Source organism: Streptomyces sp. HPF1205, from assembly GCF_020400825.1.
Classification (GTDB): Bacteria; Actinomycetota; Actinomycetes; order Streptomycetales; family Streptomycetaceae; genus Actinacidiphila.
The window spans coordinates 14,903-38,238 of the sequence record NZ_JAINVH010000034.1; the positions used below are offsets into that span (position 1 = coordinate 14,903).

The window sequence follows — 23,336 nt, forward strand, 5'->3', positions numbered from 1 at the left end:
GCGGCGGTGGCTGCGGGCAGCCTCCACTGTACGCGTCCGATGCGCCCGACTACGCCCCGGCGCACGGGAGTTCACACGTATACGCGAAGGGGCGCGGCCGTCGTTGACGACCGCGCCCCGGACCGGGCCGCCCGGTCCGCCAGAGCTGCGAACAGAATGGGCGTCCGGTCAGCTCGCGGCGTCTGGTGCCGTGCATCGCAAGGCGCCGGTTCGTCCTCGTACTGGGCGTACTCGGACGAATCGGCAACACAGCGAGGTGCGGTGCCAGGCGTCGCGAGCAGGGCGGCCATTCTGTTCGCAGCTCTGAGGCCCCCCTCGGGCACGGGCGGCCCGGGGTCAGGACCGGTGGCTCTCCGGCGGCCCCAGGTAGCTGGGCCGCAGGCCACCGGTGTCCACCACGAGCTTGTGGAAGACCACGGTCGGGTCGACCAGCCACAGCTTCAGGACGTGGCGGCCGGGCCCGGCGATGGTGTGGTGGGTGAAGGTGAGGTTGGTGTTGTCCGAGGTGTTGCGCTCCCACTGCCTGTTCATGGTGCCGTCGTCGGCGCCGGTGGCCCGGGTGATGTTGACCGTCTGCGGGGTGTCGTCGTCGAAGGAGACCGCGTACTTCAGCCCGCCGCGGGCCAGCACGTCGTTGCGCGGCGAGAGGTAGGCGGAGACGGTGACCGGCCCGGTGGTGAACAGCGTCAGGTCGTACTCCAGCCGGGGCCCGGCGCCGCCCGGGGTCTGCGGGGGCGCGGTGACCGGCCAGGCGCGCACGCCCGAGCCGTCCCTGCCGATGTCGGGCACGGTCAGCCAGGACACGTCCGGGGTGCGCACCGCCCGGGAGAAGTTCGCGGCCTGGACCGACACGTAGCCGTCGGCCTCCACGTGCCCCACCGGACGCACCCCGCGCGGCCGGTCCACCACGGCCTGCACCCGAACCGTGGCGCCGTCCGGGCCGATCACGTCGATCGGGACGGTGGTCCGGCCGTAGGGCGCCCGCGGCCAGTCCACCGCGACCGTCACACGGACCTGCGTGTCCACCCGGCCCTCGGGCCGGTCCACGGACAGCCACCCCGCCCCGGGCCGGACGCGGTAGGCGAACGGCTCGTCGCCGCGGTTGAAGACCTCGATGTACGGAGCAGGCCCGTTGCGGTACGGGCTGAGGACCGGCAGCACCGCCGCGCCGGCCTCCTGCGGCCACCAGCGGTCCGAGCCGTCGATCGCCACCCCCATCGAGGGCCCGACGACGGGGGTGATCCGCTGCACCGCGGGGAAGATCACGTCGGGGATCGCGGCGTTGTTGATCTGCGGCTGCTGCCAGGGGGCGTCCGGGCCGTACCGCGCCACGTCGCCGTAGTCGATGTGCGGCTGCGTCTGGAAGCCCTTCCACTTGCCCCCGGCCACCTCGGTGTTGAAGCGGTCGGACAGCGCCAGGTCGTCGGCGAACCTGGCCTCGGTGACCGCCGCCAGGCCGTTGGCGGCGGCGCGGCCCTGCCCGGCGTAGAAGATGTTGGTGAACTCCGCCTGCCGCAGGGCGTACAGGTTGGCGGTCGCCTTGGTCGCGTACAGCACCAGCTCGTAGAAGGCGTCGCGGTCGGCGGCCGGCAGTTCGGCGTCGATCCGCTCGGCCCGCGCGGCCAGGGCGAGCCACTCCTCGGTGACCCGCTCCATCTCGCGGTAGGCGGTCAGCGAGAACGGCGTGGCCTGGTCGTCGTAGACGACGGCCGAGCGGTCGGTGGCGGGGTCCTTGGCCGGGTCCAGGGTGATCTTCCGGTTCAGCAGTTCGGGCTTGCGGCGGCTCTGCAGGTGGCCGTACGTGTGCAGGACCGACGCGATCTCCGCCGCGTGCGCCGGGCCGAAGTTCTCCGCCGCGTACCGCCGCCCCCACTCCGGCAGCGCCTCCACCGGCCAGCGGTCGGGCGCCCAGGCGTAGTCGGCGAAGAACTGGGTGGGCAGCTCGTTGCCCTTCAGGTCGCCGACGTTGGCCACCCACAGGGTGCCGATGCCGTACGCGAACGCCTCGTGCAACTGGTCCCACACGTTGGGCAGCGAGGCGGTGTCCACCCACTTGTAGTCGCGGCCGCCGCCGACGTAGTCGAAGTGGTAGTACAGGCCGTAACCGCCGCTGCGGGGCGGCAGCGAGGGGTCGGGGACCTTGCGGATGTTGCCCCAGTTGTCGTCGGTGAAGACCACCGTCACGTCGTCGGGGGCGCGCAGGCCGCTGTCCCAGTAGCGCTGGACCTCCTTGTACATCGTCCACACCTGCGGGACGGCGGTCACGTCCTCGCCGGTGATCTGCGCGATCAGGGTCCGCTGGGCGGAGATGATCTCCCCCATCAGCTCGATGCCGTCGCCGTCGCCCAGCGCGGTGTCGCCGTTGCCGCGCATGCCGAGGGTGACCACGCCCTCGAAGTCCTCGTCGACCATGCGCTTGATGCCGTCGGCCCAGTACGCCCGCAGCGCGTCGGCGTTGTGCCGGTAGCTCCACTCGCCCGTGCCGCCGTACGGGTCGTGGCCGGGGGTGGTGACGTTGCCCTGGCTGTCGCGGACGGCGGGCACCGCGTGCCGGTTCCACTCCTCGATGCCGCGCATCATGGGCGCCTCGTGGGAGGTGCCCATGACGATCCCGTACCGCTTGGCGGTCGCGTGGTTGACCGGATCGTCCTCCGCGAAGGCCCGGCCCCAGACCGCCGGCCACAGGTAGTTGGCCTTCAGCCGCAGCAGCAGCTCGAAGACCTTCTCGTAGAAGGCGTGGTTGAAGCCGTCCGGGTGGCCGGGGGCCAGGCCCTGGCCGAAGTAGGCAGGTGCCCAGGTGCCCAGCGCCGGGTTCTCGTCGTTGATGAAGACACCGCGGTACTTCACCGCGGGCGTGCCCTGGGTGTGGCGGCCGGGCAGCACGTACAGGGCGTCGTGCCGGCGGGCCGGCACGTCGTCCCACCAGTACCAGGGGGAGACGCCGATGCCGCGCGAGACGTCGTAGGCGCCGAAGATCGTGCCGCGCTGGTCGCTGCCGGCGACGACGAAGGCGCGGTCCACGCCGGGCAGCGGGTGCTCCACGACCTGCTCCAGCGAGGTCTCCCAGCGCCCGGCGATCCCGCTGACGTCGAGCTTGCCCGCCGCGACCAGCCCGTCCACCAGCGGGCTCCTGCCGAGGGTGCCGATCAGGACGATCTCGCGGGCGCGGGGAACCGTGTCCACGGACAGGTCCGGGCGCAGGCCGGTGACACGCTCGATGTCGTCGCGCAGGTCGCCGGCCACCCGGACCACGCCGTCCCAGTCCGAGCCGCTGACCACCAGGGGCGCCGCCTTCCCGCCCGCGACCAGCGGGAAGCGGCCGGGCCCGGGCTCGGTGGCGATGTACGCGCCCGGGTCCGTGGGGCGCGGCGCGCCGCCGTCCGCGCCCGCGGGAGCGGCGCCCGCGCCGGACTGCGCCGAGGCCCCCTGGGCGAGGGCCAGGGACGCGGGCAGCGCGGCCAGCCCCAGCCCCGCGCCCGCCTGAAGGACCGACCGGCGCCGTACGCCGCCGGGTGTGCCGTTGCTGTCCAAGACGTCCTCCGTCTGAGTCCGGGTCAGTGCTGTCGGTCGGTGCTGTCGGGCGGTGCGGGGGCAGGGCGGGGTCGGTCGGATCGGGCCGGCCGGTGTCGCTCGGTTCCGGTCGCCGCCGGTCAGGGGCGCGCCGCGAGGGCGTCCTGGACCGCGCGGAAGGCGGGCTTGGGCTGGAACGACTCGTCCAGCAGGTTCGCGGCGCCCTCACCGGTGAACACGCCCGGCACCCACGAGTACTTGTCGGTGAAGCCCCACACCGTGAAGGAGATGCAGTGCCGGGTGGCCAGGCAGCTGTCCAGCATCAGCCGGTAGGCGTCGGCCTGCTGCGCCAGCTTGGTGTCGTCGGCTGGCAGCGTCATCCGTACGTCGGCCTCGGTGACCGCGGTGTCCAGACCGAGCTTGTCGAAACGCGACATGTTGGCGGCCATGTCCGCGGGCGGGTTGTACTGGATGTCCAGGTGTCCCTGGAAGCCGACGCCGTCGATCGGCACGCCCTGCGCGCGCAGCCGCTTGACCAGGTCGTAGACCGCGTTGCTCTTCGGGCCCGTCCACTCGATGTTGTAGTCGTTGTAGAAGAGCTTGGCGTGCGGGTCGGCCTCGTGCGCCCAGCGGAAGGCGTCGGCGATGTACCCGGGGCCGAGCTTGTCCAGCCAGATCGAGTCACGCAGGGTGCCGTCCTCGTTGAACGCCTCGTTGACCACGTCCCACTGCCAGATGCTGCCCTTGAAGTGGGTGACGGTGTCGGTGATGTGCTTGTGCAGGACCGCCCGGAGCTGGTCGGCGGTCCAGTCGCCCGAGGTCACCCAGGACGGGAGCTGGTTGTGCCAGACCAGGACGTGGCCGCGGACCTTCTGACCGTGCCGCTCGGCGAACTTCACCAGCTTGTCGGCCTGGCTGTAGTCGAAGGTGCCCTGCTGCGGCTCCAGCGTGTCCCACTTCATGACGTTCTCCGGCGTCACGGTGGAGAACTGCCGGGCGGTGTCCGCCGTGTAGGTGGCGTCGCCGGCCAGCGCGTCCATGTCCACGGCCGTGCCGACCCGCAGGTGGTGGGCGGCGGCCAGGGTTCTCAGCGGCAGACCGGAGGCCGGATGGCCGGAGGGCGCGGCGGCTTGCGCGCCGCCGGCCAGGGCGAGGGAGGTGAGCGCCGCCGTGGTCACGGCGGCAGCGGTGAAGGCGCGGATCGATGTCACTGGGTAACTCCTCGAACGGGGCCGCCCGCGCGGCGGGCGGCGGTGAGGGTGGCGATGAGGCGTCGGTGCGCGAGGTCGTACGGGGTGCGGGCGCGAAGTGCGGGTGCGCGTGGCTGTGCAGGGGGCGAGCAAGAGGCGCCGGTGGGGCGGCGGCCTTTCGGAACGGGAGGTCGGCCGAGCGTGCGGCGAGCGGTGCGAAGGGTGTTCGCCCGTGCTCGCCGCGACACACATCTGTGCTGGTCACAGTGGGTGCCTTGGCCTCCGGAAGGGGCTCCGAATCTTTCTGGAACGTTTCCGAAAGCTGCGGCGCGACGTTAGGAGCGGTTCGCGGCCGGCGTCAACCCCCTTGCACGAGAAGGCGCGTGGGAGCCGGTATGTCGCGGGAGCCGGTATGCGCGGCCGCGCCCGGCTCGACGGCTACCGGGCCGCGCTGGAGTCGGCGGGCGCAGAGGTGGACGACGACCTGGTCCGCGAGGGCGACTTCTCCCACGAGTCGGGCTTCGCGCAGGGCGCCGCGCTGCTGGCCCTCGACACCCCGCCCACGGCCGTCTTCGCCTCCAGCGACCAGATGGCGCTCGGCGTCTACGAGGCCGCCCGGCGGCGCGGCCCGCGGGTGCCCGACGACCTCAGCGTGGTCGGCTTCGACGACCTTCCGCAGGCCCGCTGGTCGCCGCCCCCGCTGACCACCGTCCGCCAGCCGCCGGCCGAGATGGCCGAGGCGGCGGCCCGTACCCTGCTGCAGCTCATCGACGGCGGGACCCTGCACGTACCGCGGGTGGAACCGGCCACCCGCCTCGTCGTGCGCGACAGTTCCGCCCCGCCCCGGCGGACGGCCCGGCGCGCGACGTAGCGGCGAGCGCCCGCGCCATGCGCGTCCGCCCGGCGCCCGTGGATGGCGCGGGCGCCGGGCGGACGTGACGACGGCCGGGGTCCGCCTCCCCCCACAGGAGCGTCCCCGGCCGCCAAGATGTACGGCGTATGCGGGCCCGAAAGTGTCACTGGCCTCCGATGAGGGAGGATGATGGCAGGGCTCGAGGGGGTGGGGCAGGGCGTGGATCTGGACAGCGCGGTGAGCGCGGCACGCGACGGTGACGAGGCGGCGTTCCGCGTCGTCTACCGGGCCGTGCAGCCGCAGCTGCTGCAGTACGTCCGCAGCCTGGTCGGCCCGGGCGACGCCGAGGACGTCGCCTCCGAGGCCTGGCTGCAGATCGCCCGCGACCTGCCGGCCTTCCGCGGCGACGGCGAATCGGTACGCGGCTGGGCGGCCCGGATCGCCCGCAACCGCGCGCTGGACCACATCAGGGCCCGCGCCCGGCGGCCGGTCGCGGGCGCGGGCGTCGACGAACTCGTCCAGCTCCCCGACCGGGCCGACACCGCGGGCGAGGCGCTCGACGCCGTCGCCACCGACCGGGCGCTGGCCGCCATCGCCGCGCTGCCCCGCGAGCAGGCCGAGGCGGTGATGCTGCGGGTGGTGATGGGCCTGGACTCCACCAGCGCGGCGCGCGTCCTGGGCAAACGCGCGGGCTCGGTGCGCATGGCCACCCACCGGGGGCTGCGCCGCCTGGCCGAAATCCTCGAACCCGACGGTTCCTTCGACGGACACACGCCCGATGTGACGTTTTCCACGTCGAAGGCGCTGTGAGGAAATGACATGACCAAGCCACAGCGCCGAGACGGCGTAGCCTCCTCCGACCCGCGTCGCCTGCCACCGCCGGGCACCGGCTTCTCCGCTCCCGCGCATGGTCCCGACCGCCCGTACGCGCCGCTGCGCCGAGGCCGCCGGCACTGGCTCACCGAGCCGGTGGCCGAGGCTCTGCTGAACGGCTTCGTGCCCGGGACCGGTGACGCCGGGAGCGGCGGAGCGGCCTTCCCCGGCCCGGGCGCGGCGTCCGGCCGCGGCGTTGCGGCCTTCACGGACGGCGAGGGACCGCGCCACCTCGGGGACACCACCGGGGAAGGCCGCGGCGGCCCGGCGCGGCCGGTCGACCTGCTCCTGGCCGACGAGGCGGCCGCGCGCGCCGCCGCCCGGCTGGCCGGGGTGCTCGCCGCCGCCCGCCGCGTGCCGCCCGCGCTGGACCCGGTACGGGAGGAGGCCGCGATCGCGGCCTTCCGCGCCGCGCGCCGCGCCGAGGGCGGTACGGCCGTCCCGGCCCGCCCCGACGAGCCACGCGTGGTCGTACACCGCGGCGGGACCGGCGGCGGCACGGCGCCCCGCACCGCGGGCAGGCTGCGCCGCTCGCAACGAGTGGCCGTGGCCGCGCTCGCCTCCGTGCTCGCGCTGGGCGGGGCGACCGTGGCACTGGCCGGCGTCGGGCGGCTGCCCGTGCCGGGCGGCGGCTCCGGTTCCGATCCCGGGCCGGGGGGCAGCCGGCCGCCGTCCGCCGGCACCACCGCCACGACGGCGGGGTCCACGGGCACCCCGTCCGGCCCCGCCACCGGCACGGCGTCCCCCGTCCCCACGGCCACCGGCTCGTCCGCGCACACCGCCGACTGGTGCCGCGCGTACCTGAGGGGCGTCAAGCGCCACCTCACCGCTCCCGCGCCCGGCGTCACCTCCTACTGCCTGCGGCTGGTCACGCCGGGGCCGAAGCCGACCGGCGAGGAGAAGCGCGAGGGGAGCGGCGACGCGGGCGGGGACGCGGGCGGGGACGACGACGGGAACGGGAGCGTCGGCGGGAACGGAAACGTGAACGGGAACGCGAACGGCGGCTCGCAGAACGGCGGCTGGCAGGCGAACGGCGGCGGGAGCGGCAACGGGAACAGCGGCGGCCAGGACGGGAACCAGGACGGGAACGAGGGCGCGGCCGGCGGCACGACGGGAGGCGCGAAGGGCTCGGGGGGCGGCGGCTCGCAGACGCGCGGCTCCTCCGGCTCCTCCAATTCCGCCGGCTCGTCCGGCTCCTCCGGCTCGCAGAAGGGCGGCTCGTCCGGTTCGTCCAATTCCTCCGGCGGGAAGAGCGGCCAGGCGCACGCCCGTTCGTACACCGCCCGGGACTTCGGGGGGCTGTTCGCCGGCGCGTCCGCGCACCCCTCCCACCGGCCGGATCAGGCCGGGAAGCCGTCCTGGAGCCGGCGGTAGGAGCCGGGCGGGCCGCGCCTGTACGGGCGGCCGAGGAGGAACCCGGGCGGGCACGTGACACTTTCGGCCGGCGATGCGCTGTAGGTAGTGGACCGACTGGTCATCGGTCCCGGGGGACCCCGGTTCTCCCCGTATCGGGGTCCGCCACACAGGGCGCGGCCGGACTCTTTTCCCCCTGTCCGGCCGCGCCCGTCCCTCCCGCTCGTCCTTCCCGTCACGGCCTCCCGTCACGGCCTCCCGTCACGGCCTCGCGTCCGCCGCCGTCACCAGTAGACGACGACCTTGTCGCCCACGCGCACCTCGTCGAAGAGCTTCGCGATGGCCGCCTTGTCCCGCACGTTGACGCAGCCGTGCGAGGCGCCCGCGTAGCCCCGGGCGGCGAAGTCGGAGGAGTAGTGGACGGCCTCGCCGCCGCTGAAGAACATCGCGTACGGCATGGCCGTGTGGTAGATCGTCGAGACGTGGTTGCGGCTCTTGAACGTCACGTGGAACAGACCCTCGCGGGTCGGCGTGTACTGCGAGCCGAAGCGCACGTCCATCGTGGCCAGCACCTTGCCGTCGACCACCCATGACAGCGTCCGCGTGGTCTTGCTGATGCACATCGCGTGGCCGGTCATGCAGCGCGGGTCCAGCCGGCCGGCCGGGTGCGGGGCCGGCGCCGGGTACAGCTCCTGGTGGGTCGGTGTGCGGGTCAGCGCGGTGAGCCGGGTCCACGTGGTCCGGCTGACGCTTCCCGTCCGCGCCAGGCCGTGCCGCTCCTGGAAGTCGGTCACCGCGTTCCGGGTGACCGTGCCGTAGTAGCCGGTCGGGGTGCGGCCGAACAGGCCGAGCTGGCCCAGCCGGGCCTGCAGTTCGCGTACCCGGTCGCCGCTGGAGCCCATGGGGATGAACGCGGCCGGGCGGGCCGGCGGCGCGGTCGTGGCCGGAGCCGTCGTCGTGGGGGCCGGGGGTGTGGTCGGCGGGGCGGTCGTCGGCCGCGCGTCCTGAGTGGTCGGCGGCGCGGTGGTCGGCCGGGCCGCCGGGGTGGTCGGGCTGCCCGTGGTCGCGGCCGGCCGGCTCGGCGCCTTCCCGTCGGCTCCCGTGTCCTGCGGTCCGCACGCCGTGAGCACGGCGGCGGACAAGGCCGCCGTGACGGCCGCGACGGCGAGCGCCGCCGGAGATCTTGTGCGCACGCGAATCCCCTTCCCCCTGGTTCGGGCCAGGGCCCGGCCCCGGGCCCTGTCACCCCGTAGACACAACGTGGCCCCCCGGCGGTTGCGGTCCGCCGTTCCGGGACCCGTCCGGCCCCGGAACCGCGGCCCGCCCGCCCCGCGGCCACGGTGATACTGCCCCGACTCGCCGGGTGGGCAAGCATGGCTTTAGGCGGACCCGGTAAACACTGTGAGGAAGGTCCCAGCCCGGACCGCTGCACCGGGCGCACGCCGGCCACTACAGTCCGTGTCGGTACCTGCCGGTAACGATGCCCTGGCCCCCGGAGCAGCAGAAGCACCACAGGACGACCCCAGCCACACCCGTCACACAGTGGAGGCGTGACCATGACGCGCGAGTCGGAATCCGGTCTGCCGATCGAGCCGGTCTACGGTCCCGAGACGCAGGCGGACTGGGATCCGGAGACGAAGCTGGGCGCGCCGGGCGGCTACCCGTTCACCAGGGGCGTCTACCCGACCATGTACACCGGCCGGCCGTGGACCATGCGCCAGTACGCGGGCTTCGGCACGGCGACGGAGTCCAACGCCCGCTACCGGCAGCTCATCGAGCACGGCACGATGGGCCTGTCCGTGGCCTTCGACCTGCCCACCCAGATGGGCCACGACTCGGACGCGGCCATCGCGCACGGCGAGGTCGGCAAGGTCGGTGTCGCGATCGACTCCATCGAGGACATGAAGGTGCTGTTCGACGGCATCCCGCTGGACAAGGTGTCCACGTCGATGACCATCAACGCGCCCGCCGCCATACTGCTGCTCCTGTACCAGCTCGTCGGCGAGGAGCAGGGCGTGCCCGCCGCCGAGCTGACCGGCACCATCCAGAACGACGTGCTCAAGGAGTACATCGCCCGCGGCACCTACATCTTCCCGCCCAAGCCGAGCCTGCGGCTGATCGCGGACATCTTCGCGTACTGCCGGGCCGAGATCCCCAGGTGGAACACGATCTCCATCTCCGGCTACCACATGGCCGAGGCGGGCGCCTCGCCCGCGCAGGAGATCGCCTTCACCCTCGCCGACGGGATCGAGTACGTGCGCACGGCCGTCGCGGCCGGGATGGACGTGGACGACTTCGCGCCCCGCCTGTCGTTCTTCTTCGTCTCGCGCACCACGATCCTGGAGGAGGTCGCCAAGTTCCGGGCGGCCCGGCGGATCTGGGCGCGGGTGATGAAGGAGGAGTTCGGGGCGAAGAACCCGAAGTCGATGATGCTGCGGTTCCACACCCAGACCGCGGGCGTGCAGCTCACCGCGCAGCAGCCGGAGGTCAACCTGGTACGGGTCGCCGTGCAGGGCCTGGCGGCGGTGCTCGGCGGCACGCAGTCGCTGCACACCAACTCCTTCGACGAGGCGATCGCCCTGCCCACGGACAAGTCGGCGCGGCTCGCGCTGCGCACCCAGCAGGTCCTGGCGTACGAGACGGACGTGACCGCGACCGTCGACCCCTTCGCCGGCTCGTACGTGGTGGAGAAGCTCACCGACGACGTCGAGGCCGCGGCTGTGGAACTCATGGCCAAGGTGGAGGAGCTGGGCGGCGCGGTCGCCGCCATCGAGCGCGGCTTCCAGAAGACCGAGATCGAGCGCAACGCCTACCGCATCGCCCTGGCGACCGACGCGGGGGAGCGGGTCGTGGTCGGCGTCAACCGCTTCAAGCTGGACGAGGAGGAGCCGTACGAGCCGCTGCGCGTCGACCCCGCCATCGAGGCGCAGCAGGCCGAGCGCCTCGCCGAGCTGCGCGCGGGCCGCGACCAGGCCGCCGTCGACGCCGCGCTCGCCGCCATGCGGAAGGCGGCGGAGGGCACGGACAACGTGCTGTATCCGATGCGGGAGGCGCTGAAGGCGCGCGCCACGGTGGGCGAGGTCTGCAACGCGCTGCGCGAGGTGTGGGGAACGTACGTGCCGTCGGACGTCTTCTGACGGCTCCGGCGGCTTCGGCGGTTCCGGCGGTGGCCGGGCGGCTCGCCCCCGGGGCGGGCCGCCTTCACCGCCTGGCGTAGGACAGGACCACGTCGCTCAGGACCGATTCGATCGCGTCCAGGAAGGCCAGGGCGGAGGGGCGGACGACCTCGGGCGGGGCGCCTGCGCGGGAGTGCTCGGCGAGGTGGCGGAAGAGCTGGTCCTGGGCCCAGCCGAGCTGTGCGGCGACGAGGTGGGGGAGGGGGTCGTCCGCGGCCGCCCCGGTCTCGGCCGCCAGCGTGGCCGCCAGAGCGTCGACCATGTCGCGGCCGAGCGCGTCGAGGCGGCTCGCCAGCGTCGGCTCCGCCCGGATCATGTCCACGAAGCGGCCGAAGCCGTCGGTGAGGCCCACCATCCGCTCGTCCTCGCGGCGCAGTTCGGCCCGCAGCGCGGACAGGACCGCGCCGGCCGCCGCTTCGCCGGGCGCGCGGTCGCGGACCATCTGCACCATGCGCTCGGCGGACGCCTCCTCGGGGTAGAAGACGAGGTCTTCCTTCGACGGGAAGTACGTGTAGACCGTGTTGACCGAGACCTCGGCGGTCCTGGCTACCTCCGCGATGGTGACCTGGCCGAAACCGTGCCGCAGGAACAGGCGGGTGGCGACCTCGGCGATGTGCCGCCGGGTCCGCCGCCTCTTCTCGTCGCGCAGGCCGAGCGCGACGATCTCCTCGGCCCGGGTCGGCTCGCGCAGGCGGCCGCGGGTGATGTCGCTCACCGCACCATCGTAGGCCCTGACCCGCCTGCCCCCGCGCCCGTCCGCGCCGCCCGCAGTACCGTTCGCCGTACCGCCCGTACCCGCCCCGCCGCCCGTGTCAGCGGACCGGAACCGGCCGCGCCGACAGCAGCCGCTTCAGCCGCGGCGCGACCGGCCGCTCGACCAGCCGGTGCAGCGCGTACGCCAGCGCCAGCATCGTCGCCACGGTCACGGCGAACACCGCGGGGTCGGACAGGCTCGTGCGGTGGTGCAGCTTGTCGATCTCGACCCAGCCGAGGTGCTCGTGCACGAGGTAGAAGGGGTACGTGAGGGCGCCCGCGGTGGTCAGCCAGCGCCAGTTGACGCCCGCGATCCGCGGGACCAGCGTCACCGCGGCCACCGCGGCGAAGCCGAAGGCGACCACGGCGATCACCCCGGCCTGCGAGCGGTGGTGGAAGACGTGGGTGTGCGCGGGCGCGACCAGGTCCCCGACGGCGTAGCGCTGGCCGAGCAGGAAACCGACCGCGACGACGCCCCACGACAGGGCGTCGTGCCCGAAGCGGTGGACCAGGTACAGGCCGATGCCGCCGACGAAGAACGGCGCGTAGTCCGGCATCAGCGCCGTCTCCAGGAACGGCTGCTCGGAGGTGCCCGCGTACAGCGCGCCCGCCGTCCACAGCGCGCAGAACATCAGCACCCGCTGCCGGGTCGCCCCCCGCCACAGCACGCACACCGCGAACAGCAGGTAGAACCGCATCTCGGCCCACAGCGTCCAGTCCACGCCGAGGACCCGCTGGGCGCCGGCCGGCATCTGCAGCATGCTGACGTTGGTGATGAGGTCGGTGTTGGACACCCGCTGGTAGCCCGCGACCGCGAACACCACCGTGACCAGCAGCAGCGCCGCCCAGTACGCGGGGTACAGGCGGGTCACCCGGGAGATCGCGAAGTCCTTCAGCGAGCGGCCCCAGCCGCTCATGCAGATCACGAAGCCGCTGATGATGAAGAAGATCTGCACGCCGAGCGGGCCGTAGGAGAAGGCGCCGGCCAGGTGCGGGAAGATCTCCTTCGGCGACCTGCCCCAGGAGTGGGCGATGTCCCCGTCGCGTCCGGCGTAGTGGTACATGCACACCATCAGGGCGGCGACCAGGCGCAGCCCGTCCAGGGCGCGCAGCCGGCCGCGCTCCCGGCCGCCGCCGCGGGGGGCCGGCGGCACGGCGGCCGGCTCCGGCAGCGGCGCGGCCGTGGCGGCGGAGCCGTCCGGCCCGGGCGACCCGCCGGCTTGCGCGGGAACGTGCAGGCTCATCCGAGTGCGGCTTTCTTCAGGGCCCGGGCCCGGCGGGCCACGCGGCGGACGGTTCGGTTGCGGGGGACGAACGCCAGCCGGGCCGGCACCGCGCCGGGCAGCCCGAGCGAGGTCAGCCGGCGCCGCTTGAAGTACGGCCAGGTCTGCGGCGTCAGACGCGTCGACAGCCACGCCACGGCCTCGTCCCGCAGGTGCGGGTACGCCTGGGCCTGCATGCAGTAGCCCACCGTCCGCACCAGCGGGGTGAGTTCGGCGGCCACCTGCTCGGCCGTCGGCGGCCGCCAGGCCCGTACGGCCTCGGTGTCGGCCAGGTCGGGCAGGGCCGCGTGGACGATGGTCACCGGGACGCGGTTGCTGTTCTGGTACGGCGACAGGCGCTCCAGCAGCAGGCCCGTGCCGGTGCGCGCGACCGGGATCCCGTACAGCGCCGAGGCGGTGACCAGCGCGGTGGAGAAGCAGCCGGCCACCAGCGCCGGGCGGGAGGTGAGGTAGACGACCTCGGCGAGTACCGGGGTGTTGAGGACGGTCAGTCGGCTGCCGAGCCGCTCGGCCTCCGCGACCAGCGGCTCGGTCCAGTGCTCGGGCGCGGTCGGGTGCGGCTTGAAGACGATCTCGCGGTGACCGAGGGCGGCGGCGCCGCGCACCATGTCCAGGTGCAGCTGCTCCTCCTCGGCCACGGTGAGGATGCCCAGCGCCGACAGGTACTGCCCGAGCAGCAGCGCGGCGCCGCGCGGCACGTCGGCCAGGCTGTCCCCGCCGGCGTCCGCGGACGCCTCGGCGACCTCCGCGAGGACCTTGGTGAACTCCTCGGTCGGCACCACGGCCGGCTCCACGCCGTGCTCGCCCAGCAGCAGCGGCCGCAGGCCCGGCACCAGGTCGAGGTGCAGCAGCCGGTCGATGCGGGTGTCGACCATCAGGCCCAGCTTGTTGCGGGTCGGCCCGTACGACATCAGGCCGTCGGCGTACACCGAGATGGGCGCGCCGGTGAAGACCTGGGCGAACGACAGGGCGGGGGCGACCTGGATGGATTCCACGACCAGTTCGACGTCGTCGTCGCCGAGGTCCCACAGCAGCCGCAGGTACCGCTCCCACATGGGCACCTCGTCGGCCCGCGGGGACCAGCCGCCGGGGTGCAGCGGGTGGATCGTCTCGTTCCACGACACGACGCGGTCGAAGCGGTTGCGCAGCGCGCCGAAACCGGGGGCCTGCTCCAGACCGGGCTGGGTCTCGGGGACCGAGGCGTTGTTGCTGGTCACCAGGATGCGACGGCCGGCGGAGGGGAGGCATCCGGCGTCCAGGGCGGCGGCCAGCGTCGCGGCGCCGTACAGGGTGGAGGCCAGCAGGAGCTGGGTGCGTGCCATCAGGCGACCGCCGATCCGTCGTTGTCGGGCGCTTCCGGGTCGTCGTCGTCCACCTCGTCGTCCACCGCGGCGCCGGGCTCGGTGCCGGCCTCCGTGACGCTCGCCGCCACGGCCTTGCCCGCGGCCGTCAGCTCGGGGAACTGCTCGCTCTCCGCCTCGTCGGCCTTGGCCGGCACCCGCCAGCGCAGTCTGCGTATCCGCGCGCTGCGTTCGAGGTCCATCGAGTCCAGCGCGTTCGCCAGGACGTCCGACGGCAGCCGGCCCAGCGCGCCCGCGGCCATCGCCTTCAGCCGGCGGGCCAGCGCCGGTTCGAAGCGGTCCAGGTTGTCCAGGTGGTGGGCGATGATCGCGCAGTACGTGCGCACCGCCTTGGGCATGAACAGGTCCGCGTCGCGGTCGTCCCGCAGTTCGGCGATCACCTGGTCGAAGGAGCGGATGAAGTCCAGCTGCCGCGCGTCGCCGACCCGGGTCAGCGAACTGGCCACACCACGGCGGTAGTAGATGCCGAGCAGGCCCACGACCGCGACCGACTTCGCCTCCCGGTGCAGCCGCCAGATCCACGGCCGGTCCTCGGCGGTGCGCAGGTCCTCCGGCATGTGCACCAGCCCCTGCTCGACGATGCGGCGGTGGTAGGCGCCGGCCCACGAGTACGGGTAGTCCACCAGCGAGGGGCGGTCGGCGGGCAGGATGCACGCGCGCGGGTCCAGCCGCGCGCCGCGCCGCCCGTGCGGGGCGCGGATGACGTTGCGGGTCCTGCCGGTGCACTGGACGTGGTCGGTGCGCAGGAAGTCGACGTCCAGGTCGTCCATGGCCTCGACCAGCCGGGGCAGGTAGCCGGGGGCCATCCAGTCGTCCCCGTCCATGAAGGTCAGGTACGTGCCCTTGGCCGCGTCGATGCCCGCGTTGCGCAGGGCGGCCACCCCGCCGTGCTCGCGCCGGATGATCCGGGCGCCCGGCAGGCCGCCGACCCCCTGGGCCAGCAGTTCCGGAGTCCGGTCCGTCGAGCCGTCGTCCATCAGCAGGAACTCGAAGTCCTCGCGGGCGTTGGCCCGAAGGCTGCGCAGCGCGTCGGGTACGAACTGCTGCACATTGAAAAACGGCACGATAACGGAGAGCTTGACCACCCGCCGTACCCTATGCGGCCGCCTGTCTCTTCGGTATGACGACGACTTACATTTGGGTTAACGAAGGATGAAGGGATCATGGCCCGGCAGGGATTCGTGAACTCACAAGTCGCGGCAGTTTGTTTACCTGCGGTTGGCCCGGAGTTATCACGCACAGCGCATCGGCTTCCTATCGTCTGCGTGTGCCAAAACGTAAGCCCGGCCCCGTGCGGGTCACCGTCATCGCCGATTCGGACACCCGGTGGAAGTGGGGGGCGCTGACCGCCCGCCGCATCGGCCCCGATGTCCGGCTCGACGCGCGGCTGCTGCGAGGCCGGGCCACGCCCACCCCCCGCCAACTGGCCGAACTGGGCATACCCGCGGACTCCATGGTCGAGCAGACCGCCGCCGAGATCCTCGCCGCGACCAGCGACGAGACCTGCGACGTGGTCGTCCTGTCCTGCGTCGGCGGCACGGTCCAGGCCCTCCTGCACGGCTTCGCCCGCGCCTGGGAAGGCCGTTCGCACCGGCCGGTCGTCGTCACCGGATATGTGGGCGTCGTCTACGAGAAGCTCGCCGACGGACTGCTGCTGCGCGCCGGAGCCGATGTCGTCCTCGCCAACTCGGCGGACGACGCGGAGCGGTTCGCCGCCGTGTACGAAGGCGTCGGCTATCCCACCACCGGTATCGTCGAAACCGCGCTGCCATTTCTCGGCGGCGACCGTTACCGGCCCGACAGCGGACGGCCGTTCACCGTCACCTTCGCCGTTCAGCCCTCGGTCCCGGAAAACCGCGCCGACCGATTGCACCTGCTGCGGCGCACGGTCGAACACGCCCGCCGGCACACCGAACGCGACGTCCTGGTGAAACTCCGCAGCAAACCCGGTGAGCACACGACGCACATCGAGGAGAACCCCTACCAGAAACTGGTCGCCTCCCTCGATCCGCCGGACAACCTCAAGCTCGTCTACGGCACCATGGCGGACGTCCTGGACCGCACCGACCTCCTGGTGACCGTCAGTTCCACCGCCGCCCTTGAGTCCCTGCACCGGGGCATCCCCACCGCGATCCTCACCGACCTCGGCATACGCGAGGCACTGGGCAACCACCACTTCCTCGGCTCGGGATGCTTCGCCTCCTGGGACGAGATCGACGACGGCCACCTCCCGCAGGCCGACCCGCTGTGGACGGCCGCGCACGGTGTCGCGGGCGCCGACCCCCACGCCGCCCTGCGCTCCCGGGTGGCCGCGCTGCTCGCCGACCCCGAACTGCCGCCGCTGTCCCCGTACTACACACTGCGCACCGCCCCCGGCTACCTCCCCGGCATCCTCGCCCGCCACGGCCTGAACCCCAAGGGCGAACCGGTACAGGGCCTCGCCCCCCGCGAAGCCGGCCCCGTCCGCAGGGCGGTGCGCGAACTGGTCCGCAACTCCGCGCGGACCGCCTACCGGCAAGGCGTCCAGCGGGTGGCCCCCGTCATCCGCCGCATGGGGCAGCTGTGAGCGGCGCCCCGCGGTCCGCCGCCGGGGCCGTGCCGCGCCCGCTCCCCTTCACCCTCACCCGTAACGACCTGGAGCACACCTCATGAGCCGCCCATCCACGCCGGACAAGCCCACCGTGCTGGCCGTCATACCCGCGCGCGGCGGGTCGAAAGGGGTGCCGGGCAAGAACCTGGCGGCGGTCGGCGGGGTGCCGCTGGTCGCGCGGGCGGTCCTCGCCTGCGCCGGGGCCCGGCGCGTGACGGCGACCGTCGTGTCCACCGACGACCCGTCCATCGCCGAAGTGGCCAGGAGCGCCGGCGCCGACGTGGTGCTGCGCCCGGCGGCGATCGCCGGCGACACCGCCACCAGCGAGGCCGCGGTGCTGCACGCGATGGACGCCCACGAGGCCATGACCGGCCGGCGGGCCGACGTGGTCCTCCTCGTCCAGTGCACCAGCCCGTTCATCACCAGCGAGGACATCGACGGCGTCACGGCCGCGGTCACCGAGGACGGCGCGGACACCGCCCACACGGTCGCCCCCTTCCACGGCTTCATCTGGCGCGAGACGGCGCGGGCCGAGGCGTCCGCCACGGACGGTGTCGGCGTCAACCACGACAAGGCCACCCGCCCCCGCCGCCAGGACCGCCCCCAGGACCTGCTGGAGACGGGCGCCGCGTACGCCATGCGGGCCGACGGCTTCCGCGCCGCCGGCCACCGCTTCTTCGGCCGTACCGCCCTGGTCCGCACCGACCCCGCCCGCGTCCTTGAGATCGACGAGCCCGCCGACCTCGAACGCGCCCGCGCCCTGGCCCCGCTGCTCGACCCGGCCGCCACCACCCCGACCGCGGACGACGTGGACGCGGTGGTCCTCGACTTCGACGGCACCCAGACCGACGACCGCGTGCTGATCGACGCGGACGGCCACGAGGCGGTCACCGTGCACCGCGGCGACGGCCTGGGCATCGCCGCGCTGCGCCGCGCGGGCCTGCCCGTACTCATCCTGTCCACCGAGACCAACCCGGTCGTCGCCGCCCGCGCCCGCAAGCTCAAGGTGCCGGTCCTGCACGGCATCGACCGCAAGGACCTGGCCCTCAAGCAGTGGTGCGAGGAGAACGGCATCGCGCCCGAGCGGGTCCTGTACGCCGGCAACGACGTCAACGACCTCGGCTGCTTCGCCCTCGTGGGCTGGCCCGTGGCCGTCGCCGGGGCCCACGACGTGGTCCGCGCCGCCGCCCGCGCCGTCACCACGACCGCCGGCGGCCACGGCGCGATCAGAGAGATCGCCGGCTGGCTGCTCGGCCCGGCCCTGACCCGCTGAACCCGTACCCCCGTCCGAAGCACCCGCTCAAGACCCTCGTCCGACCCCCCGTACCGAAGACCCCGGACCGCCCCTCGCGGGGCCGCGTACCGGCACACCCCGACACAGAGGAACACCCGTGACCACAACGCTCCCCGCCAACCTCCGTGCCGTCGGCTCCCGCCACATCGGCAACGGCCAGCCCGTGTACATCACCGGCGAGATCGGCATCAACCACAACGGCGACCTGGAGAACGCGTTCGCCCTCATCGACGCCGCCGTCGCCGCGGGCTGCGACGCGGTCAAGTTCCAGAAGCGCACCCCCGAGATCTGCACCCCCCGCGACCAGTGGGAGATCGAGCGCGACACCCCGTGGGGCCGCATGACGTACATCGACTACCGCCACCGCGTGGAGTTCGACGAGGACGGCTACCGGGCGATCGACGAGTACTGCCGCAAGCGCGGCATCGACTGGTTCGCCTCCCCGTGGGACGTGCCGTCGGTGGAGTTCCTGGAGAAGTTCGACGTGCCCGCGCACAAGGTCGCCTCGGCCTGCCTGACCGACGACGAACTGCTGCGCGCGCTGCGCGCCACCGGCCGCACGGTCATCCTGTCCACCGGCATGTCGACGCCGAAGCAGATCCGCCACGCGGTCGAGGTGCTGGGCAGCGAGAACATCGTGCTCTGCCACGCCACTTCCACGTACCCGGCCAAGCACGAGGAACTCAACCTGCGGATGATCAACACCCTGCAGGCCGAGTACCCCAACGTCCCGGTCGGCTACTCCGGGCACGAGGTGGGCCTGCAGACCACGCTCGCCGCCGTCGCCCTCGGCGCGGTCTTCGTCGAGCGCCACATCACCCTCGACCGCGCGATGTGGGGCTCCGACCAGGCCGCCTCCGTCGAGTCGCAGGGCCTTGAGCGGCTGGTCCGCGACATCCGCATCATCGAGACCTCCCTCGGCGACGGCGTCAAGAAGGTGTACGAGGGCGAGCTCGGCCCGATGAAGAAGCTGCGCCGCGTCCCCGGCGTCGTCGCGGAGGCGGAGGCGGCCGACGCGGAAACGGCCGGCAGCGAGCCCGCGGCGGTCTGACCCGCACGGGCGCCGGGGGCCGGACCCGCACGGGCGCCGGGGGGCCGGCGTTCCCTTCCCCCCCGGCCGGGCGGACCAGGACCCTTCCCGAGCGCTCGTGAGTTCCTGAGCACTCCCGAGTGACGACAAAGGACGAGAAGGACGAGTACGTGGACGATCACTCCACTCCCGCACCGGCCGAGGCGTCGGGCGCCGGTGCCGCGCCCGGGCCGGCGCCCGCCGAGGGACCGGGCCGCCCGGCACCGGCCGGGGCGCCGGCCCCGGCCCCGGGGGGCGGATCCGTCCCGGACCGGGACCGGGAGCGGACGTTAAACCAGGACCAGGACCAGGACCAGCAGCGGATGCCGGACCAGGTCCCGGGCCAGGCGCCGGACAAGGGACCGGACAGGGGCCCGGACCTGGTCCCGGGGCAGGCGCCCGCTCGGGCGGGCGTGCCCGGTCCGCCGGTCGCCGGCGGGGTCGTCGCGCTCGTGGAGTCGCCCGTCCAGTTGCTCAACGTGCTGGAGTGGGCGCACGTCCGCCCGCCCGCGAGCCCGCCGGCCCCCGGCGCCCGCGACGGCGGTGCGCCCGTCCAGGCCCCCGTACCGTCCGCCGATCCGTCCGCGGCGCCCGCGCGCCCGCTGACGGTCGTCGTCCTGTCCCCGTCCGACCCGACCAGCCGCGGCCAGTTGCGCCGGATGGCCGAACTCGCCCGCGACGAGGGCGCGGTGGTCCGCTGGTACGAGGCGCGTGGCGGCCGGGGCGGGCTGGTCCGCACGGCCCTGGCACTCACGCCGCTGCTGCTGCGGGTCAAGCACCTGGTGATCGGCGACCCGTTCTCCCGGCTGGTGCAGGTGCTGCTGCCGCTGTGCCGGGCCAAAGAGCTGACGGTGGTGGACGACGGCACCGCCACCATGGAGTTCACCGAGATCCTCACCAACGGCGGCCGGCTCGTGCGCTGGCACCGCAAGGGCCGCCGCCGCGGTCCCGCCGACGCGGCCTTCGGCCTGTTCGCCTCGGCCGCCCGCCGCCGCCTCACCCCGGGCCGGGGCAACCGCCGCGTCGAACTGTTCAGCGCGATGCCCGCCACCCCGCCGCCGGGGATGGCCCTGCGTACCAACCGCTTCGCCTGGACGCGCAGCCGCTTCGGGCCGCCCCGTACCCTCGCCGGCACCGACCTGATCGGCACGTCGCTGGTCGAGACGGGCGTGGTCGACCCCGAGCGCTACCTCGCCGTCGTCAAGTCCCTGGCCGAACGCCACGGCGCCAGGCGCTACTTCGCGCACCGCCGGGAGTCGCCCGACAAGCTGCGCCGGCTCGCCGCCGAGACCGGCCTGGAGATGGTCCGGCCCGACCTGCCGCTCGAACTCGTCGCCCGCCGCGGCCCCATCGCCGGGTCGGTGCTGTCCTTCCCGTCCACCGTCGTCCACACCCTCCCGCTGGCCCTGGCCGGCACCGACGTCCACCTGACCGTCGTCGACATCGACGCCGGCTGGCTCACGGCCGCGGCCTCGCCGCGCGCCCACACCTTCCTCACCGACATCAGCCACTCCGCCCGCACCCTGCACGGCCTGCCCCCGGCGGACGAGCCGAGCCGGGCGTGATGATGCCGACGCGGACCCGCGGCGGGTCCGCGTCGAGCCTCCCCCGCGCACTCCGCGCGGTCGCGCCGCCCCGTGCGCTCCCCGGCGCCTCCGCGCAACAGCCGCGTTCCACCGCGACGTTCGCTTGCCGTCCAATCCCGCGTAACCTGATGATCATGCGGATCCGTTTAGGTGCGGGAATGGCGGCATTGACCCCCCACGTCGCGATCCTCACGACCGCCCCGCTCGACGGCGACTCGCGCGCCCAGCGGGTGGCCCTCGCCGCCCGCGAGGCCGGCTACCAGGTGACCGTGATCGGCGAGCCCCCCGCCGCACTCGCGGCCTCCAGCGGCGTGGCCGTCAAAGCGGTGACCGTGGGACACACCTTGGCGCGCCACCGTATCCGCCGCCCGCACCCCACCCTGCGCTGGCCGCTGGCCTACCGCAGCGCGGAGTCGTACGAGCACCGCACCGCCCTGCTCGCCGCCGACACCTCCCTGCTGCGCACCCGCCGGGCCGAACTCCTGCTGGTCCACCGCGTACTGCCGCTGCGCGCGCTGGCCTGGTGCGGCCATGTGCTGTCCTGGCTGCGGCACGGGGTGAAGTCGGTGTGGACGCGGGCGCGCGCCGCCCAGTACCGCGCCGCCGTGCGCCACCGCGAGACCCCCCACTCGCGCCTGGACAACCTCACCACCGAACTCGCCCGCCTGCTGCTGGGCCGCCGTGCCTGGCGCCGCCTCGACCCCGGCCTGCTGGACGAGGAGATCGCGTACGGACCGGTGCTGGACGCCGTGCGCCCCCACCTCGTCCACGCGCTCGGCCACCGCGCCCTGGGCCTGGCGATCCGGGCGGCCCTGCGCGCGGAAGCCGCCGGCCACCGGATCGAGGTCGTCTGGGACGCGCCCCCGCGTACGCCCGGCGTGACCCGCCGCGCCACCATCGCGGCCGACGCCCACGAGCGCACGTTCGCCCGCGAGGCCGACGGCGTCGTCACCGTCGGCGACCGCCTCGCCCGCGAGCTGCGCGCCCGCCACCAGCTCGCCGCCACCCCCACCGTCGTACGCAACGCCCCGCCGCTGACCGAGTACGGCGAGCACCACGCCGGCGTCCGCGCCCGGTGCCACCTGTCCGGCGACGTACCGCTGCTCGTCCACACCGGCCCCCTCGCCGCCGACCGCGGCGCGGACACCGTCGTCGAGGCGCTGCCCAAGCTGTACGACCTGCACGCCGCGTTCGTCGTGCCCGACCCCGACCACCCCGACGTGACCGCCCTGCGCGAACGCGCCGCCCGGCACGGCGTCCACGCCCGCGTGCACGTCCTGCCGTACGTCCCCGTCGCCGAGATCCCCGCCTTCCTGTCCGGCGCGGACATCGGCGTCCTTCCCGTCCACAAACTCCCGCACCACCAGGCGGTGCTGTCCTCGCGCTACTTCGAGTACGCGCACGCCCGCCTGCCCGTCGTCGTCAGCGATGTCCGCGCGATGTCCGCGGCCACCCTCGAACTCGGCAACGGCGAGGTCTTCCGCGCCCGCGACACCGCCGACTTCGTCCGCGCGGTCGGCGCGATCCTCACCAACCCCAAGCGCTACCGCAAGGCGTACGACCGCGTCGACGTCCTGCGCCAGTGGTCCTGGCAGACCGAGTCGGCCCCCCTGATCGACCTGTACGCAAGGCTCCTCGGCCCGCGGCCTTGACGTGACGGTGACCGGTCAGGCCGGCGCGCCCGCCCCGTCCCGCCCGGGTACCACCACGTCCTCGACGCGGTCCCGCGCCGCGTACATGTCCCACAGCCGGTCGGCCAGGTCCGCGCCCGTCACCACCGGCCAGGCCGCGCCGCCGCGGCCGCTCGACTCGCGGTGCGCCCGGCTGCCCTCGATCAGCGCGCCGATCAGCAGCGCCCCTGCGTAGACGCCCGATCCGTCCAGCTCCGCGTGCAGCGTATGGACGTAGTTGCGCAGGCCCGACAGCGCGACTCCGGCACCCGCCCACCGCGGCGACGGGTACGCGGCCGACGCCCCCATCGCGAACAGCAGCCCGCCCCCGCCCCGCTCCCGCATCCCCGGCAGCACCCGCCGCACCAGGGCGAGCGGCCCGCGCAGGTACAGGTCGAGCAGCGGGTCCATGGCCGCGGCGTCCAGGTCCAGCGGCCGGGTGGCCACCCCGGGGCCGACCGGGCTGTGCTCCAGCACGTCGATCGCGCCGAACCGGTCCTCGATCTCACCGGTCACCCGCAGCGCCGCTGCCGGGTCGGCGAGGTCGGCCCGGAAAGCGCCCGCCTCCACCCCCTCCCCGGCAAGGTCGCGCACCATGCCGTCGAGCCGCTCCCGGTCGCGCGCCACGAGCGCCACCCGGAAGCCCTCCCGGCCGAACCTCCTGGCCACCGCCATGCCCAGGGCCGGCCCGGCGCCGTAGACCGCGATCGTCCTCATGCCCGCTTCCACACGTTCCTCCCTGCGTACCGCGATAAGTTGAGGGGCTGCTCAAGTT

General features: G+C 73.9%; 15 protein-coding genes and 2 pseudogenes. 9 read left to right on the forward strand and 8 right to left on the reverse strand.

Annotation, left to right across the window (positions count from 1 at the left end):
* Nucleotides 1-336: 336 nt before the first annotated feature.
* A complete protein-coding gene (locus K7G61_RS28975; protein WP_225849980.1) occupies nucleotides 337-3,531 on the reverse strand; it encodes a glycosyl hydrolase 115 family protein in 3,195 nt (1,064 codons plus the stop codon).
* Between the two features lie 119 nt (nucleotides 3,532-3,650).
* Nucleotides 3,651-4,712: an endo-1,4-beta-xylanase gene (locus tag K7G61_RS28980; RefSeq protein ID WP_374204279.1), complete on the reverse strand. Its 1,062-nt coding sequence runs from the start codon at nucleotides 4,710-4,712 to the stop codon at nucleotides 3,651-3,653.
* Nucleotides 4,713-5,085: 373 nt separating this feature from the next.
* On the opposite strand from K7G61_RS28980, the pseudogene K7G61_RS28985 reads away from it, so the two are divergent.
* The 3 genes and pseudogenes from K7G61_RS28985 to K7G61_RS28995 form a co-directional block, all read left to right on the forward strand.
* Nucleotides 5,086-5,571, forward strand: a pseudogene (locus K7G61_RS28985) (substrate-binding domain-containing protein); the annotation flags it as partial.
* Nucleotides 5,572-5,739: 168 nt separating this feature from the next.
* Nucleotides 5,740-6,363 (forward strand): RNA polymerase sigma factor, encoded by a 624-nt coding sequence (locus tag K7G61_RS28990; RefSeq protein WP_225849982.1) that lies wholly within the window; start codon nucleotides 5,740-5,742, stop codon nucleotides 6,361-6,363.
* Between the two features lie 9 nt (nucleotides 6,364-6,372).
* Complete coding sequence (locus K7G61_RS28995; RefSeq protein WP_225849983.1) at nucleotides 6,373-7,800, forward strand: hypothetical protein; 1,428 nt, start codon at nucleotides 6,373-6,375, stop codon at nucleotides 7,798-7,800.
* Between the two features lie 263 nt (nucleotides 7,801-8,063).
* On the opposite strand, the gene K7G61_RS29000 is transcribed toward K7G61_RS28995, so the two are convergent.
* Nucleotides 8,064-8,972: a L,D-transpeptidase family protein gene (locus K7G61_RS29000; RefSeq protein WP_225849984.1), complete on the reverse strand. Its 909-nt coding sequence runs from the start codon at nucleotides 8,970-8,972 to the stop codon at nucleotides 8,064-8,066.
* Nucleotides 8,973-9,335: 363 nt separating this feature from the next.
* Here K7G61_RS29000 and K7G61_RS29005 point away from each other — a divergent pair, with 363 nt between their 5' ends.
* Nucleotides 9,336-10,916, forward strand: coding sequence for a methylmalonyl-CoA mutase (locus tag K7G61_RS29005; protein WP_225850048.1), 1,581 nt, complete (start codon nucleotides 9,336-9,338; stop codon nucleotides 10,914-10,916).
* A gap of 64 nt (nucleotides 10,917-10,980) precedes the next feature.
* On the opposite strand, the gene K7G61_RS29010 is transcribed toward K7G61_RS29005, so the two are convergent.
* The 4 genes and pseudogenes from K7G61_RS29010 to K7G61_RS29025 all read right to left on the reverse strand — a co-directional run.
* The gene (locus K7G61_RS29010; RefSeq protein WP_225849985.1) at nucleotides 10,981-11,670 is read right to left on the reverse strand and encodes a TetR/AcrR family transcriptional regulator; all 690 of its coding nucleotides are present in this window, start codon (nucleotides 11,668-11,670) and stop codon (nucleotides 10,981-10,983) included.
* A 97-nt stretch (nucleotides 11,671-11,767) separates the two neighbouring features.
* Nucleotides 11,768-12,952 (reverse strand): acyltransferase, encoded by a 1,185-nt coding sequence (locus K7G61_RS29015; protein ID WP_225849986.1) that lies wholly within the window; start codon nucleotides 12,950-12,952, stop codon nucleotides 11,768-11,770.
* On the reverse strand, nucleotides 12,949-14,313 hold the full coding sequence (locus K7G61_RS29020) for an alpha-2,8-polysialyltransferase family protein (protein ID WP_225849987.1): 1,365 nt from the start codon (nucleotides 14,311-14,313) through the stop codon (nucleotides 12,949-12,951). The genes K7G61_RS29015 and K7G61_RS29020 overlap by 4 nt, the downstream gene beginning before the upstream one ends.
* A gap of 176 nt (nucleotides 14,314-14,489) precedes the next feature.
* Nucleotides 14,490-15,437 (reverse strand): annotated as a pseudogene (locus tag K7G61_RS29025) (glycosyltransferase family 2 protein); the annotation flags it as partial.
* Between the two features lie 182 nt (nucleotides 15,438-15,619).
* Here K7G61_RS29025 and K7G61_RS29030 point away from each other — a divergent pair.
* From K7G61_RS29030 to K7G61_RS29050, 5 genes are all read left to right on the forward strand, one after another.
* Entirely contained in the window at nucleotides 15,620-16,918 is a 1,299-nt protein-coding gene (locus tag K7G61_RS29030) for a DUF6716 putative glycosyltransferase (protein ID WP_225849989.1), read from the forward strand.
* Between the two features lie 82 nt (nucleotides 16,919-17,000).
* Entirely contained in the window at nucleotides 17,001-18,215 is a 1,215-nt protein-coding gene (locus K7G61_RS29035; RefSeq protein ID WP_225849990.1) for an acylneuraminate cytidylyltransferase, read from the forward strand.
* A gap of 118 nt (nucleotides 18,216-18,333) precedes the next feature.
* Nucleotides 18,334-19,287: an N-acetylneuraminate synthase family protein gene (locus K7G61_RS29040; protein WP_225849991.1), complete on the forward strand. Its 954-nt coding sequence runs from the start codon at nucleotides 18,334-18,336 to the stop codon at nucleotides 19,285-19,287.
* 341 nt (nucleotides 19,288-19,628) lie between these two features.
* The gene (locus K7G61_RS29045) at nucleotides 19,629-20,870 is read left to right on the forward strand and encodes a hypothetical protein (protein ID WP_374204280.1); all 1,242 of its coding nucleotides are present in this window, start codon (nucleotides 19,629-19,631) and stop codon (nucleotides 20,868-20,870) included.
* 179 nt (nucleotides 20,871-21,049) lie between these two features.
* Nucleotides 21,050-22,543 carry a glycosyltransferase gene (locus K7G61_RS29050; protein ID WP_225849992.1) on the forward strand — a complete coding sequence of 498 codons (1,494 nt, stop codon included), beginning with the start codon at nucleotides 21,050-21,052 and terminating at the stop codon, nucleotides 22,541-22,543.
* 15 nt (nucleotides 22,544-22,558) lie between these two features.
* On the opposite strand, the gene K7G61_RS29055 is transcribed toward K7G61_RS29050, so the two are convergent.
* The gene (locus tag K7G61_RS29055; RefSeq protein WP_225849994.1) at nucleotides 22,559-23,278 is read right to left on the reverse strand and encodes an SDR family oxidoreductase; all 720 of its coding nucleotides are present in this window, start codon (nucleotides 23,276-23,278) and stop codon (nucleotides 22,559-22,561) included.
* Nucleotides 23,279-23,336: the final 58 nt, after the last annotated feature.